We start from the raw sequence: 15,203 nt of genomic DNA, 5'->3' as shown, positions 1-15,203 counted from the left end.
CCATGGGTGGGGGGATCGGGTGCCTACCGGGCCTCCAGGTGGAGGACGCGGTCTTCGCCGGCGGTGAGGTCGAGCGGCTCGGTGCCGGTGGAAGTCCTCAGTTCGACACGTACGGTGCGGTCGGGGCGGAGCGCGGCGGTGGCGCCCCCGGGGGTCCAGGTGAGGTCGAGGGCGGCGCCGAACCGGGTGCGTACGCCGCGCAGTTCGCCCGCCGGGAGAGCGGCGGGCAGCGCCGGCAGCAGCACCAGGCGTCCGGGGGTGGACTGCACCAGCATCTCGATGAGCACGGCGGGCAGGGTGTGCGCCGCGTCGGCGTTGTAGACGTCGCGGTGCGGGTAGTGGGAGCTCATCAGGGAGGCGTGGAAGTAGTCGCCCGTCAGCACCGCGCCGAGGGCGTGCGCGACCCGGGCGCCGTCCCGCAGCCGGGCGGCGACCAGGGCGTGGTGCAGATGGCCGTGGGCCGAGTCGTTCTCGGCGCCGCGCAGGGCGAGCGCGCGGTGTGCGGCGGCGGCCAGCTCCGGGGTGTCGTACGGGGTGATCTCGTCCAGCGGCCAGACGCCGTAGAGGTGGCTGAGGTGGCGGTGGTCGTAGGTGTCGTCGAGGCCCGGGCGGGCCCATTCGGCGAGGGCGCCGTCGGCGTTGATCCGGTGCGGCGGCAGGCGGTCGGCCAGCGCGCGCCAGCGGGCGGCGTGCCCGGGGTGGTAGGCGGCGGCGGTCAGCAGGGCGTGCCGGGCGGCGGAGAGGTCCATCGCCGCGTCGACCGTGCCCCAGCTCGCGTTCGCCGGACGGTTCTCCGGCGAGTAGGAGGGCACGACAGCCAGCCGGCCGTCCGCGCCCTCGGTGAGGAAGTCCTCGTAGAACAGGGCGACTTCGGCGAGTGCCGCGGCGGTGCGCGGGTCGCGGGTGCCGTGCGTCTCGTCATGGTCGACCAGGGGTTTGAGCAGCCAGTCGGCGCCGGCCGTCCACAGGTGCAGCGGGTACTCACGGCTGAAGTGGTACGAGTGCCCGTTCTCGCCGTCGGTGTGCGAGGGGGCGACCATGCCCCGGGTGCCGAAGACCGCGCGGGCGTTCTCCCGCCAGTGCTCCCGTTGCCGGTGGACCAGGGCGGCGTGTGCCTCGGTGACCTCGGGGAGGGCGGCGGCGGCGGCCGAGGCGGTCTGCAGGTTGAGGTTGGCGTTGGTGGTGAACGCGCCGGACCAGGCGGTGTCCCAGTCGCCGGTCCACAGGCCGGTGAGGCGGGGCGGCAGCAGTCCGGAGGCGGAGAGCTGGTGGTAGCGGCCGGCGGCGAAGAGGCGCTCCAGGAGGGCCGGGCTGCCGGGGCGGCGCAGCAGCCGCGAGCCGGGCAGGGCGCGCTCGGCCGGGTCGGCGGCGAGGTCGAGGCCGACCCGTAGGTAGGCGGTGCGGTGCCGGTGGAGGTGGCGGTCGAGGAGGCCGTCGTAGCCGTGCCCGGCCAGCAGGTCGCGCAGCGCGCGGGACTCGGCGTGCACGTCCCACTCCCCCGGGTGCCGGTGCACCCGGGTCACCAGCAGCAGACAGCTCGCCCCCGCCACCCGCAGGCCCGGCGGGACGAGGGCGGTGCTGCCGCCGGTGACCGCGGCGACGGTGACGCCGGTGCAGACGCGGTCGCTGTCCGGGTAGCGGGCGCGCAGGCTCAGGACCGCGCCCTCGGGGGTGCGGACCGCGCCGTGGCCGACGCCGAGGCCGGCGGGCACGCCGGGCAGCCGGTGGTCCAGGGCGAGGTCGAGGGTGAGCAGCGGGGCGGTGACCTGCTGGACGATCACGTCGTCGGCGCGGGAGACGAAGACCCGGCTGGTCCAGCCGCCGGCGGTGGCGGTGGTCTCGCCGGTGGCGAAGTCGACGGTACGGCGGTAGGGGTGAGCGGTGTCCGGGGGCCGGCGCAGGCGGAGCTGGAAGGCCGGGTGGAACGGCTGCACCCAGTGCAGCGGGCGGCCGTCGGTGAACTCCTCGGCGGCGGTGACGTCGCCGGCCAGCAGCCGCTCGCGCAGCGCGGGCAGGGCGGCGGCCAGCTCCGGGGGACGGGCGTGTTCGCCACCGTTCGGGCGGACCAGGGTGTGGTGGGTGACGATCACCCGGTCGTCGTGCGGGTCGCCGAACACCAGGGCGCCGTGGTGGCCGTTGCCGGTGAGGAAGGCGTCCTCCCAGCGGGCGGCTGGGGCGGGTTCCCAGGTGGCGTGGACGGGGGCACCGTTCATGGAGCGAGCACCCGTACGCCGTACCGCTCCAGCGTCGTCCGGTCCCTGACCGGCTCGCCGGTGAGCAGGTCGCGGTGGGTGCCGGGGACGTCGACGGTGACCGGTTCGCGGCCGTGGTTGAGCAGGAACAGCAGGTCGCCGCGGTGGACCGCCTCGACGCCCGGCGGGACGCGGTCCAGCGGCGGGCGGACCCCGGCGTCGGCGGCGATGCCCGCGAGCAGGCCGCGCAGCGCCTCGGGCTCGGGGAGGGTGGAGACGTACCAGGCCCGGCCCTTGTTCAGGACGGCGGGCAGTCCGTCGAGTTCGCCGCCCTGGTACGGGACGGTCTCGTCCGCGGTGCCGTCGGGTTCCAGTTCCTCCGACCACAGGGTGCCGGTGAAGCCGTCGCAGCCGGCCCTCTCCCCGTCGGCCAGCGGCCACCACTCGTGCACGGTGCGGATGCCGAACAGGTCGCGCAGCCGGGCGTCCATGGCGCCGGGGCGGACCCGGTCGTCCTGGTCGGCCACGCCGGTGAGGAAGCCGCAGACGAGGGTGCCGCCGCCGTGCACGTACCCGACGAGGTTGTCGATCGCGGCGTCCGTGAGGAGGTAGAGCTGCGGGACGACGACCAGCCGGTAGCGGGCCAGGTCGTGCTCGGGGTGGGCGAAGTCGGTCGTGAGGTGGGCTTCCCACAGGGCGCGGTGCCAGGCGCGCAGCACCACGGGCAGGTCGGCGCGCTCGAAGGGGCGGGCCTGCTGGGTGCCGGCCCACCAGGAGTGCCAGTCGTGCAGGACGGCGGCGTCGGCGGTGACGCGGGCGCCGGTGACCCGCGGGGCGATCCGGGCCAGGTCGGCGCCGAGTCGCTTGACCTCCTGGAAGGCGCGGCCGTCCGGGCCCGCGTGGCCGACCATCGCGGAGTGGAACTTCTCGGCGCCCTGCCGGGACTGCCGCCACTGGAAGTGGCAGACGGCGTCCGCGCCGCGGGCCACCGCCTGGAGCGACCAGAGCCGGTTCAGGCCGCGCGGCTTGGGCCGGTCCACGTCCCGCCAGCCGACCGCGCCCGTCGCCTGCTCCATGACCATCCAGGGGGCGCCCCCGGCCTGGGACCGGGTGAGGTCCTGGATCAGCGCGCCCTCCGGGGCGCCGCGGGGGTCGCCCGGGTCGGGGTAGATGTCGACGGAGACGACGTCCTCCTCCTCGGCCCAGCGCCAGCCGTCCTGGCCGAAGAAGAGCGGCATGAAGTTGGTGGTGACCGGCAGGTGCGGGGTGTGCCGGCGGACGATGTCGCGCTCGGCGGTGTAGCACTCCAGCAGCATGTCGGAGGTGAAGCGGCGGAAGTCGAGGACCTGGGCGGGGTTCTTGAGGTAGTGGGTGCGGCGGGCCGGCAGGATCTCCGCCCAGTCGCCGTAGCCCTGGCCCCAGAAGGCCGTCCCCCAGGCGGCGTTGAGGGCGTCGAGGGTGCCGTACCGCTGCCGCAGCCAGTCGCGGAAGCGGGCGGCGGCCTCGTCGCCGTGGTCGTAGGTGCAGTACTCGTTGTTGATGTGCCACATCGTCAGCGCCGGGTGGCCCGCGTACCGGGCGGCCAGGGCCTCGGTGACGGCGGCGGCGCGGTCCCGGTAGGCGGCGCTGGAGTGCGAGAAGTGCTGCCGGCCGCCCCAGTGCTCGGTGCGGCCGTCCTCGTCGACGGGCAGGGTGTCCGGGTGCAGCCGGCCGAGCCAGGGCGGGGGCGAGGCGGTCGGGGTGGCGAGGACGACGCCGACGCCGTGTTCGTGCAGCAGGTCCATGACCCGGTCCAGCCAGCCGAAGTCGTACTCCCCGGGGCGGGGTTCGAGCCGGGCCCAGGAGAAGACGCCGACGGTGACGGTGTTGACGCCGGCCTCCCGCATCAGGCGTACGTCGTCCTGCCAGGTCCGCTCGGGCCACTGCTCGGGGTTGTAGTCGCCGCCGAACAGGAGCCGGCCCCGGGTGACGGCGCCGAGGTCGGGGCTCATCCCTTCACCGCCCCGGTCAGCATGCCCTTCTTGAAGTGCCGCTGGACGAAGGGGGAGAGGACCGCGACCGGCAGCAGTGCCATCACCATCACGGCCATCTGCACGGCGAGGCCGGACAGCTCGCCGGTCTTGATCGCCTGGCCGAGGCCGACCGGTGCCTCCTGCTTCTGCACGAGCTGGATCATGACGTTCTGGAGCGGCATCATGTCCTGGTCGTTCAGGTACAGGGAGGCGTTGAACCAGGCGCTCCAGTAGCCGACCGCGTAGAACAGCGTGATGACGGCCAGCACCGCGCGGGACAGCGGCATCACGATCTGCCACAGGATGCGGAGGTCGCCGGCGCCGTCGATGCGGGCGCTGTCGGTCAGCTCCTGCGAGATGCCCATGAAGAAGCCGCGCAGCACCAGAATGTTGAAGACGCTGACGGCGCTCGGCAGGATCAGCGCGAGGTAGGTGTCGGTCAGGCCGAGGGACTGGACCAGGAGGTAGGTGGGGATGAGGCCGGCGCTGAAGAACATGGTGGCCAGCAGCAGCATGAGCAGCCAGCGGTGGCCGAAGGAGCCGGAGCGGGACAGGCCGTAGGCGCACAGCACCGACACCGACATGGAGAACAGCGTGCCGACGAGGGTGATGCCGACGCTGACCAGCGCGGCCCGGGTCACCTGGCCACCGCTGAGGAGTTCCTGGTAGGCGACGAAGGTGATGTCCTTCGGGACCATCACCAGACCGCCGGCCTGGTCGATGGTCTTCCGCGACGACAGGCTGGTGACGATGACGATCCACAGCGGGAAGAGGATGGCCAGGCAGGCCAGGGCCAGCACCAGGCCCTTGCCGGCCAGGCCGGCCGGTGCGGGCTTCTCCTCCCACACCGGCCGGGGCGGGGCCGCCCAGCGCTGCCGGACGCTCTTCTCCATGACGGCGGTCACTTCTTGTACACCCCCTGCTCGCCCATCAGATGGGCCACCTTGTTCGCGGCGAGGACCAGGCCGAGGCTGACCACGCCCTTGATCAGACCGGCGGCGGCCGCGTAGCCGAAGTCCTGGTTGCGGACGCCGTTCCACCACACGAAGGTGTCCAGCACCTCCGCCGCGCCCGGTCCCACGGCATCGCGTTGCAGCAGGATCTGCTCGAAGCCGACGGTGAGCGCGTCGCCGACCCGCAGCACCAGCAGCAGGGCGATCACCGGGCGCAGCGCGGGCAGCGTGACGTGCCACATGCGGCGCCAGCGGCCCGCGCCGTCCATCGCGGCGGCCTCGTACAGGTCGGGGCTGACCGAGGCGAGCGCGGCGAGGAAGACGATGATCCCCCAGCCGGCGTCCTTCCACACGCTCTGCCCGGTGACCAGCAGCGCGAAGGTGTCCGGGTCCCGCATCATGTCGAGCCCGTCGTACCCGTGCTGCCGGAGCACCTGGGAGAGGATGCCGGCGCCGCCGAACAGCTGCTGGAAGACGGCGATGACCAGCACCCAGGAGAAGAAGTGCGGCAGGTACAGCACGGCCTGCGCGAACGCCCGCACCCGGGGCCGGATCACACTGTTGATGAGCAGTGCCAGCAGGATCGGGACCGGGAAGTACAGCACGAGCTGGAGGATGAACAGCAGCAGGGTGTTGCGTACGGAGTTCCAGAACGCGGAGTCCGCGAAGATCCGCTCGAAGTTGTCCAGCCCGGCCCAGGGGCTGTTCAGCATGGAGACGATGCCGTTGTCGCTGATGTACGGGTCGTAGTCCTGGAAGGCGACCACGTTGCCGAGGATCGGCAGGTAGTTGAAGACCAGCAGGAGCAGTACGGCCGGCAGGGTCATCAGCACCAGGACGCGGTCGCGTCTGAAGCGCAGGCGCAGACTCAGCTTCCCGGACGGGGGCTGTTCGGGTCCGGGGGCGCCGTCGGGCTCCGCCGGGGACTTCTTCACGGCCTCGGTCCTGCTCCGAGGCACCGTGCTGTTCGACACGGCCGTTCTCCTCGCCTCGCTCGCGCCGGTCAGCTCGCCGCCGTGCCGTTCTCGTCCAGCAGCTTCTTGTACCAGTCGCGGAGCTTGTCGCCGCCCTTGCTCTTCCAGTCGGACACCGCCTGCTGCATGTCGCTGACCTTCTTGCGGCCGCGGACGATGTCGTCCTCCAGCTGCTCGAAGTCGTTGGAGAGGTTGGTGTACCGGGACGGCTCGGTGATCTGCATGCCGTAGAAGGACGACTTCTTGGTGAAGGCGCCCATCCGCTGCTGCCACTCGACCTGGCCGCGGGCCACCTCGGGGAGGTCCGGGTGGGCGATGGTGGAGGCGGGGCTCGCGATCATCACGTAGGCGTTGAGGACCTCGGTGTTGCCCTTGTCGTTCTTGACCGGCAGACCGCCGTCGATCGTGTAGTGGGTGCCCTCGACGCCGTAGTTGGTGAGCATGTGCTCCTTGGTGCCGTACGGCGCCGCCGTGACGTTGGCGACCGCCAGCACGTCCTTGATCACCGACTCGGAGGCGTTCTTGTTGACGAAGGCGAAGATGCTGGCCGGCTGGCGGGCCCACAGCACGGGGTCACCGCCCTCGTGCCCGAAGATGTCCATCGCCCCGCACTCGAAGCCGTTCTTCTGCCCGGCCTGCTCGGCGTTGCGGCTGTACCACTGCGAGATGTCCTGGTTGTAGATCAGCACCTCACCGGCGGCGAACGTGGGGCCGGCGTCGCTCATGCTGTCCACGTCGGGGTGGACCACGCCGGCCGCCCACAGCTTGCGGGACCACTCCAGCGCTTCGAGGTACTCGTCGGTCTCGCCGCGGAACGTCATCCTGCCGTCGACCAGGTTCCAGCCCAGCGGCTTCTCGTCGCCGGGCAGCACGCCGAAGGCGTTGAACGCGGTCCACTTCATGTCCAGGCAGGCCCAGCGCTTGGCCTTGGCGTTGGTGATGTCCTTGGCCAGGTCCAGGAACTCCTGCGCGGAGGCGGGGACTTCGTACCCCTCCTTGGCGAAGAGGTCCTTGCGGTACAGCGGGGCGATGTTCACGACGTACGAGGCCGGCATGGGCAGGCCGCGCAGGGCGCCGCCGAAGATGGCGCGCCGCCAGGCGTCGGTGGGGATCGCGGCGAGGTTCGGGTAGTCCTTGACGGCGTCGCCGGCGAGGTAGGGGCCGAGGTCGGCGAACTTGCCGATGATGGCGCTGGGTATCTTGCCGCCCATGTTCCAGCCGGGGACCACCACCACGTCGGGCACGTCACTGGAGGCGAGGACCGCGCCGAGCTTCTCGTCGTAGGTGTTGCCGTCCTGGTTCTGCCAGACGACGTCGACGCCGATCAGGTCGTTCATCGCCGTGTAGTAGGCGTTGTCCGCCTTCGGCGGGGAGCCCCAGAACGGCGACATGACGGTCACCTTGCCGCCCTTGCCGAGCTTCTTCGGCACCGACGCCTTCAGGCCGGCCAGGTCGAGCTCGCTGGTGAAGCCCAGCGAGGAGCCGTTCTTCGACGGGATGTCCGGCGTCACCACATTGCTGGCCACATACGCCGGCAGCAGCTTCTTGGCGTCCTTGCCCGACGTGGTGCCCTCCCGCGACCCGCTGTCCGTCCCGCCGCAGGCGGTGAGCAGCGGCATCCCGCCGGCCACCGCTGCGGCGGCGAGTGCCGAGGAGGCGAGGAAACTTCTCCGGCTCGGCGCGGAGGCGGCGGAGGCGGCGTTCGGCGTCATTGCGTCAACCCTTCATGGCGCACCAGGACACCCGGTGGTGGCCGTCGGCTGCGGTGGAACGGGCGGGACGGGAGGCGGCCCTCGGGGCCCTCACCGTCGAAGCGCTTCGATGTTGCAGCGAGGTTAAGTGAACACGGGGGTGGGCACAAGAGTCGTTTCCAAGATTCCTCGGAGGTGTGTGCGGGCTGTCCGTCCCGTACGGATACGGCGGGGAGGGCCGCGCGAGCGCACCCGGTGCGGTCCCGTCTCTTGACACCGGACCTTTGCCGACTGAGCATCGAAGCGCTTCGAAAGCGCACGTCGCAGCATCGCCGCACATCGCAAGGGGAATCCCACGTGACCGCACCCACGCCGCCCGCACCGCCGTTCCGCGACCCCGCAGCACCGGTCCCGGAGCGCGTCGACGACCTGCTGTCGCGGCTCACGCTCGACGAGAAGATCGGATTTCTGCACCAGTTCACGCCGGGCGTCGAGCGCCTGGGCGTGGCCCCCTTCCGCACCGGCCAGGAGGCGCTGCACGGCGTCGCCTGGATGGGCCCGGCGACCGTGTTCCCGCAGGCCGTCGGCCTCGGCGCGACCTGGAACGAGGACCTGGTGCGCCGGGTCGGCGAGGCCGTCTCCGCCGAGGTCCGGGCGATGCGCGCGCGCGACGACCGGGTCGGCCTGAACGTCTGGTCCCCGACCGTCAACCTGCTGCGCCACCCCCTGTGGGGCCGGGGCGAGGAGGGCTACTCCGAGGACCCGAGGCTGACCTCGGCGATCGCCACCGCCTACACCCGCGGCCTGCGCGGCAGTCATCCGACCTACTGGCGCACCGCCCCGGTGCTCAAGCACTGGCTGGCCCACAACAACGAGACCGACCGCGACACCGCGTCCTCCTCGGTCCGCCCCCGCGTCCTGCACGAGTACGACCTGCGGGCCTTCCGGGAGACGGTCGAGGCGGGCGCGGTGGCCGGCGTGATGCCGGCCTACAACCTGGTCAACGGCCGCCCCAACCACGTCTCCCCGTACCTGCGCAGCCAGCTGCGGGCCTGGACCGACCAGGAACTGCTGGTCTGCTCGGACGCGGGCGCGCCCTCCAACCTGGTCGACTCCGAGCACTACTTCGACACCCACGAGGAGGCGACGGCCGCCGCGCTGAAGGCCGGCGTCGACAGCTTCACCGACCACGGCACCGACGCGGCGCCGATCACCGCCCGGGTGCGCGGCGCGCTGGAGCGGGGCCTGCTGACCGAGGCCGACATCGACACGGCGGTGCGCCGGCAGCTCTCGGTGCGGTTCCGGCTCGGCGAGTTCGACGGGTACGAGGAGGCGGGCGCCTTCGACACCCCGGAGCACCGGGCACTGGCCCAGGAGGCGGCCGAACAGGCGGTCGTGCTGCTGAAGAACGAGCGCGGGCTGCTGCCGCTGGCCCCCGGCCGCCGCCTCGCCGTGGTCGGGCTGCTCGCCGACGAGTGCAAGCTCGACTGGTACAGCGGCACCCTCATCCACCGCTCCACCCCGCTGGAGGGCCTCTACGAGCGGTTCGGCGCGGAGCGGGTGGAGTTCGCGGAGGGCGTGGACCGCATCCGGCTGCGCACCGCCGCCGGTACGTTCCTGCACGTGCCGCCGGCCGGCGACGACACCCCCGCCCCGGCCGCCGAGGGCGCCCTCGACCCGGCGCTGCTGGCCGGCCGCACCGATCTGCCGCCGCTCACCACCGACGCCACCGGCACCGAACTCGCCCTGGTCGACTGGGGCGAGGGCGTGCTCACGCTGCGCGCGCCGGACGGGCGGTACCTCTCGGCGGCCGAGGACGGGTACCTGCGCGCCTCGGCCGACCAGCCGGGCGGCTGGGTGGTGCGGGAGACGTTCCGGCTGGAACCGCACGGCGACGGTCACCTCCTCAGGCATCTGGGCACGGGTCACCATGTGTCGGTGACCGCCGAGGGCGTGAAGGTTGCCGCGACCGGCGGGGAGATCTTCGAGCCGGTCGTCGCCGAGCGCGGCGAGGAGGCGGTCGCGCGGGCCGCCGCCCGGGCCGACGTGGTGCTGGTGGTCGCGGGCAACGACCCGCACATCAACGGCCGCGAGACCGAGGACCGCACCACCCTGCGGCTCCCCGCCCACCAGGAACGGCTGCTGCGCGCCGCCCGGGACACCAACCCGGACACCGTGCTGGCGCTGGTCTGCGCCTATCCGTACGCGGTCGACACCGAGCCGCTCCCGGCGGTGCTGTGGACCGCGCACGGCGGCCAGGCGGCCGGCACCGCCCTGGCCCGGGTGCTGGCCGGGGACGTGTCACCGGCCGGCCGGCTGCCGCAGACCTGGTACGCCGACGACCGGGACCTGCCCGACCTGCTCGACTACGACGTGATCGGCGCCCGGCAGACGTACCTGTACTTCGAGGGGACCCCGCTGTTCCCGTTCGGGCACGGGCTGTCCTACGCGTCGTTCGGCTACACGGACCTGAGCGCGACCGTCGGCACCGGCTCGGTGCGGGTGTCCTGCACGGTGACCAACACCGGGGACGTCACCGCCGACGAGGTGGCCCAGCTGTACACCCGGGCCGAGGACCCGTCGGTCCCGCGGCCGCGCCGCGAACTGCTCGCCCACCGCCGCCTCACGCTCGCCCCGGGCGCCGCCGCCGAGGTGTCCTTCGACGTGCCGCTGTCCGCGTTCGGGTACTGGGACGTGGCGCACGGCCGGTGGCGCCTCGCACCGGGCCGGTACGCGCTGCTGGTGGGCGCCTCCAGCGCGGACGTCCGGCTGCGCGCGACGGTCGCCCTGGACGGGGAGCCGGCCGCGCCGCGCCCGGTGCGGGAACGCGGCCTGGACGCCGCCGACTTCGACGAGCAGAGCGGCACCGAGATCGTCGACCGGACGAAGGAGGCGGGCGACGCGGTGACACCGGCGGCCGGGAAGTCCGGCGAACTCCTCTTCCGGGACTGCGACTTCGGCACTGGAGTGACCTCGGTGACGGTCGCGGTGGCGGGCGAGGGCGTGGTGGAGGTGTCGCTGGCGGGCGGGGCCGGCGGCCCGGTGCGGGCGGTGCTGGCGACGGGCACGCCCACGCCGGGACCGTACGACTACGTCTCGCTGGTCACCGGCCTGGCCGCCGAGGGCGTGCACGACCTGCGGATCGGGCTGCGCGGGCCGGTCCGGCTGGCCCGGGTCGGGTTCTCCGGCTGACCCGGCGCCCCGGCCCGGCCCGTCTCCCCGCCCGGTCAGGCCGGGGCGTGCTTCATGATCTGGTAGGCGATGCGCCGGCGGGTCTGCTTGCCGATGCGCTCGGCGACACCGGACAGCCAGCGCGCCAGCTCCTCGGCGTCCGGTTTGCCGCGTACCTTCTCGGCCATGAACCGGCCGGACTTGTCGTTGATCGTCCAGACGCCGCCGATCCGGTACAGCTCGCCGCAGACCCGCCCCTTGGGCTGCTGCATGGTCCTGCCGCTCGGGCCGAACTGGGCCGCGATCGTCGGGTGCCCCATGTTCTCCAGGCCGGTGGACAGGTCCTCGGCACTCAGCCCCGGCTGTTTCGTCCGCATCCCGGCGAGCAGCCGGTCGAGCTGGGCCCTGGGGATGAGCGAGGCGACGTCCTCGCTGCCGAGCGAGATGTCCCCGTGCTCGGTCACCGCGTACTGCCACTTCGCGCCCTCGGGACTGTTGTCCAGGTCCCGGCCGCTGAAGTCGTCGAGCGGCACCCACAGCGGATTGAGCCGTACCTCACCGAGGTCGTCGGTCTCGTGGCCCTTGACCTTCTTCGGCGGCACCGCGAGGCCGGCCGTGTGGTCCAGGTCGTCGGGGGCGCGCTGGACGGCGTGCGCGTCGCCGGTGGCGACCAGGCGGGAGACCGCCCGGTTGCCGGCCGCGCGTTGCAGGTTCAGGGCGGCGGTGGCGGACATCGGTCCGCCGGCCGCCGCCGTCTGCTCCGCCTCGGCCGCGCGCTGTTCCTCCCTTCGCAGGAAGGGGACGGCGTTCTCCTCGTCGTGCTGGGCTCTGCGGGCGTGCGCCAACGTTCCGTTCCCTCGGCGTCGGGGGTTTTGCGGAACGCTCCCGCGCCGAGGGCTCGGCCGGCCGACGGACAGGCCAACGGCGGCTGTCCGGCGCCGGAACAGCTGGGTCAGAGCGCCAGACCGGTGAGGACCATGACCCGCTCGTAGGTGTAGTCGTCCATCGCGAACCGCACGCCCTCGCGGCCCACCCCGGACTGCTTGGCACCGCCGTACGGCATCTGGTCGGCGCGGTAGGAGGGCACGTCGCCGATGACCACACCGCCGACCTCCAGCGCGCGGTGGGCGCGGAAGGCGGCCTGCACGTCGTGGGTGAAGACGCCCGCCTGGAGGCCGTACTTGGAGTCGTTGACGGCGGCGAACGCGGCCGCCTCGCCGGCCACCCGCTGCACGCTGAGCACCGGTCCGAAGACCTCCTCGCGGGCCAGCGTGGTGTCCGCCGGTACGCCGGTCAGCACGGTCGGCGCGTAGGAGGCGCCGTCCCGCCGCCCGCCGGTGGCGAGGGTGGCGCCGGCCTCGACGGCCTCCGTCACCCACGCCTCGACCCGCTCGGCGGCGGCCTCGCTGACCAGCGGGCCGACATCGGTCTTGTCGTCGCTCGGGTCACCGGTGACCTGCGCCTCGACGGCGGCGACGATGCGCGGCAGCAGCCGGTCGTAGACGGCGGTGTCGGCGATCACCCGCTGCACCGAGATGCAGGACTGGCCGCCCTGGTAGTTGGAGAAGGCGGCGATGCGCCGCGCGGCCAGGTCCAGGTCCGCCTCGCTCGCCCAGTCGGCCAGCACGACGGCCGCGCCGTTGCCGCCCAGCTCCAGGGTGCAGTGCTTGCGCGGCACCGAGTCCATGATCGCGTAGCCGACCTGCTCGGAGCCGGTGAAGGAGATCACCGGCAGCCGCTCGTCCTGGACCAGGGCGGGCATCCGGTCGTTGGGGACCGGCAGCACGCTCCAGGAACCGGCGGGCAGTTCGGTCTCGGCGAGCAGTTCGCCGAGGAGCAGCGCGGAGAGCGGGGTGGCGGGCGCGGGCTTGAGGACGATGGGGGCGCCGGCCGCGATCGCCGGGGCGACCTTGTGGGCGCAGAGGTTCAGCGGGAAGTTGAACGGCGCGATGCCGAGCACCACGCCCTTGGGGAACCGCCGGGTGAGGGCGAGCCGCCCCTGCCCGCCCGCGTCGGTGTCGAGCCGCTGGGCCGCTCCGCCGTTGAACCGGCGGGCCTCCTCGGTGGCGAACCGGAAGACGGAGACCGCCCGGCCGACCTCGCCCCGGGCCCACTTCATCGGCTTGCCGTTCTCGGCGGAGATCAGCCGGGCGATCTCCTCGGCCCGCTCGGCCAGCCGCCGGGCCACGTGGTCCAGGGCGGCGGCGCGGACATGGGCCGGGGTGGCGGCGAACTCGTCCCGTACGGCGTACGCGGCGGCCACCGCCTGCTCCACCTGCGCCTCGGTCGGGACGCTCACGGCGCCGACCGGCCGGCCGTCCCACGGGGAGGTGACGTCGAAGGTGTCGTCGCCGGTGGCCTGGCGGCCGGCCAGCCAGAAGGCGTGGGTGGAGGTCATGTCGGGTTCCGGCCCTTCCCGTCGGGTGTACGTGCGGTGCTGGGTCCACCGTAGGGGCGGGGCGCCGGGCGGTCGTTTGTCCGGTGTGTAGCAGTGCGGCGGGCGACACCGACGGATTGGACTAGCCGCGCCTGGTCGCGCCCTACTGGTGCGCGGTCGCCTTCAGGGCCAGCCACAGCTCCATCCGTACGTCCGGGTCGTCCAGGGAACGGCCGAGGATCTCCTCGACGCGCCGCATCCGGTAGCGCAGGGTGTGCCGGTGGACGCCGAGGTCGGCGGCGGCCGCGTCCCACTGGCCGTGCCGGGACAGCCAGGCGCGCAGCGAGGCGACCAGGTCGCCGCGGCCGGTGGCGTCGTGGTCGTGCAGCGCCCGCAGCAGCCCGTCGGCGAAGGCCCGCACCGCGTCGTCGGCGAGCAGCGGCAGCACCGAGCCGGCCGCGAGCCGCTCGTGCTCGACGCACCTCCGGCCGCGCCGCCGGGCCACCGACAGCGCCTGTTCGGCCTGCTTGTACGCGGCCGAGGCGCCGATCGGCCCGGACGGCGCCGACAGCCCCGCCACCCAGCCCTCGTCCGCGCCGCCGGCCGGCGCGTCCGGCACCGTGCGGCCCGCCTCCAGCGCCGCCGCGTACTCCGCGCAGGCGGCGACCGCCGCGCCCCCGTCGGCGGCCAGCACCACCAGCCGTTCGCCCTGCGGCACCACGAGCACCGCCTCGCCCGCCCGGGCCGCCGCCGCCTCGACGACCTCGGCGAGCGCCCCGGGCAACTCGCCGCCGGCCGGCACCGGTTCGGCGACCACCAGCCGGAAGGGCGCGTCGAGCAGCGCGCCGTACAGGTCGCCGGCCACGGTCCGGGCGTGGTCGGGTTCGCCGGCCAGCAGCATGCCGAGGACGGCGGTGCCGATCCGCTGCTCGGCGGCGTGCAGCGAGCGGGAGCGTTCGGTGGTGAGGGTGAGCAGGGCGACGGCGGAGTGCAGGGCGTAGCGCTCGGCGGTGCCGAGGGTGGTGGCGGTGCCGACGGCGAGGGCGGCGCGGGGGCGCCGGGAGGTGCCGATGGAGTGCAGCTCGACGCGGTCGCCGTCGCCGTTGGTGTCCGTCCCCCCGACGACGGCGGAGGCCGGGGCGGGCCGCTCGCGCAGCCGCCGTACGTCGGCGGTGAGTCCGGCGGCGCGGCGGCCGGCCCACTCCGGCGCGGCGGCCACCACCTCGCCGGCCGCGTCGTAGAGCGCGGCCCACCCGTCGACCTGGGCGGCCAGCGCGCCGAGCAGCCCTTCCGGGCCGTCGCCCAGGGCCCGCCTGGTCAGCTCCCGCTGGGCGGCGAACCCGTCGGTGACCGCCCGGTACTGGTCGGCGGCGATGGCGGCGGAGACGGCCTTGCTGATGGCGAGGAACGGGGTGCGGCGCGGCACCTCGATGAGCGGCAGCCCGGCCTCCTCGGCCGCCGCCACGAGCGCGGCCGGGATGTCCGCGTAGTGCACCCCGACGGCGAACCCGAGGCCGACCACCCCCGCCCCGGCCAGCCGCCGCACGTACCGGCGCATCGCCTGCGGGTCCTCGGCGTCCAGCTTCAGCGCGGTGATCAGCAGCAGCTCACCGCCCTCCATGTAGGGGACGGGGTCGGCCAGCTCGCTGGCGTGCGCCCAGCGCACCGGCGCGTCCAGGCGGTCCCCGCCCGCCCGCACGGTCAGCTTGAGCGTGGAGTGGTGGACCAGCGAGGCGAGGGTCGGGGGCATGGGCCGTCAGCTCCGCGTCGGTGAGGTGCAAAACCGGTGCTCCGTTGGCCGCCGCGTATGAACGGCCTGGGGCGATTGTGCCT

9 protein-coding genes are annotated in these 15,203 nt (G+C 73.6%); 1 reads left to right on the top strand and 8 read right to left on the bottom strand.

Features of this window, described 5'->3' with window-relative positions:
* Positions 1 to 23: 23 nt before the first annotated feature.
* From AB0G32_RS17005 to AB0G32_RS16985, 5 genes are read right to left on the bottom strand one after another with little or no spacing between them, the layout of a single operon-like run.
* Complete coding sequence (locus AB0G32_RS17005) at positions 24 to 2,213, bottom strand: glycoside hydrolase N-terminal domain-containing protein (RefSeq protein ID WP_361163297.1); 2,190 nt, start codon at positions 2,211 to 2,213, stop codon at positions 24 to 26.
* Positions 2,210 to 4,183, bottom strand: a complete 1,974-nt coding sequence (locus tag AB0G32_RS17000) for a beta-galactosidase (protein WP_361163295.1) — start codon at positions 4,181 to 4,183, stop codon at positions 2,210 to 2,212. The genes AB0G32_RS17005 and AB0G32_RS17000 overlap by 4 nt, the downstream gene beginning before the upstream one ends.
* Complete coding sequence (locus AB0G32_RS16995; protein WP_361163293.1) at positions 4,180 to 5,109, bottom strand: carbohydrate ABC transporter permease; 930 nt, start codon at positions 5,107 to 5,109, stop codon at positions 4,180 to 4,182. Before AB0G32_RS16995 ends, AB0G32_RS17000 begins: the two co-directional genes overlap by 4 nt.
* Entirely contained in the window at positions 5,106 to 6,131 is a 1,026-nt protein-coding gene (locus tag AB0G32_RS16990; RefSeq protein ID WP_361163291.1) for an ABC transporter permease subunit, read from the bottom strand. Before AB0G32_RS16990 ends, AB0G32_RS16995 begins: the two co-directional genes overlap by 4 nt.
* Positions 6,132 to 6,160: 29 nt before the next feature.
* Positions 6,161 to 7,843 (bottom strand): extracellular solute-binding protein, encoded by a 1,683-nt coding sequence (locus tag AB0G32_RS16985; RefSeq protein WP_361163289.1) that lies wholly within the window; start codon positions 7,841 to 7,843, stop codon positions 6,161 to 6,163.
* Between the two features lie 336 nt (positions 7,844 to 8,179).
* Here AB0G32_RS16985 and AB0G32_RS16980 point away from each other — a divergent pair, with 336 nt between their 5' ends.
* Positions 8,180 to 11,014, top strand: coding sequence for a glycoside hydrolase family 3 C-terminal domain-containing protein (locus AB0G32_RS16980; RefSeq protein WP_361163287.1), 2,835 nt, complete (start codon positions 8,180 to 8,182; stop codon positions 11,012 to 11,014).
* A gap of 35 nt (positions 11,015 to 11,049) precedes the next feature.
* Here AB0G32_RS16980 and AB0G32_RS16975 read toward each other — a convergent pair whose 3' ends face one another.
* The 3 genes from AB0G32_RS16975 to AB0G32_RS16965 form a co-directional block, all read right to left on the bottom strand.
* Complete coding sequence (locus AB0G32_RS16975; protein WP_361163286.1) at positions 11,050 to 11,838, bottom strand: hypothetical protein; 789 nt, start codon at positions 11,836 to 11,838, stop codon at positions 11,050 to 11,052.
* A 107-nt stretch (positions 11,839 to 11,945) separates the two neighbouring features.
* Positions 11,946 to 13,391 (bottom strand): aldehyde dehydrogenase family protein, encoded by a 1,446-nt coding sequence (locus AB0G32_RS16970; RefSeq protein ID WP_361163284.1) that lies wholly within the window; start codon positions 13,389 to 13,391, stop codon positions 11,946 to 11,948.
* A 142-nt stretch (positions 13,392 to 13,533) separates the two neighbouring features.
* Positions 13,534 to 15,120 (bottom strand): PucR family transcriptional regulator, encoded by a 1,587-nt coding sequence (locus tag AB0G32_RS16965; protein ID WP_361163282.1) that lies wholly within the window; start codon positions 15,118 to 15,120, stop codon positions 13,534 to 13,536.
* Positions 15,121 to 15,203: the final 83 nt, after the last annotated feature.

This window comes from Streptomyces sp. NPDC023723 (assembly GCF_040639815.1).
In the GTDB taxonomy this organism is placed as follows: Bacteria; Actinomycetota; Actinomycetes; order Streptomycetales; family Streptomycetaceae; genus Streptomyces.
Note: the sequence above shows the minus strand (reverse complement) of the source record. Positions and strands in the feature narration are given on the sequence as shown.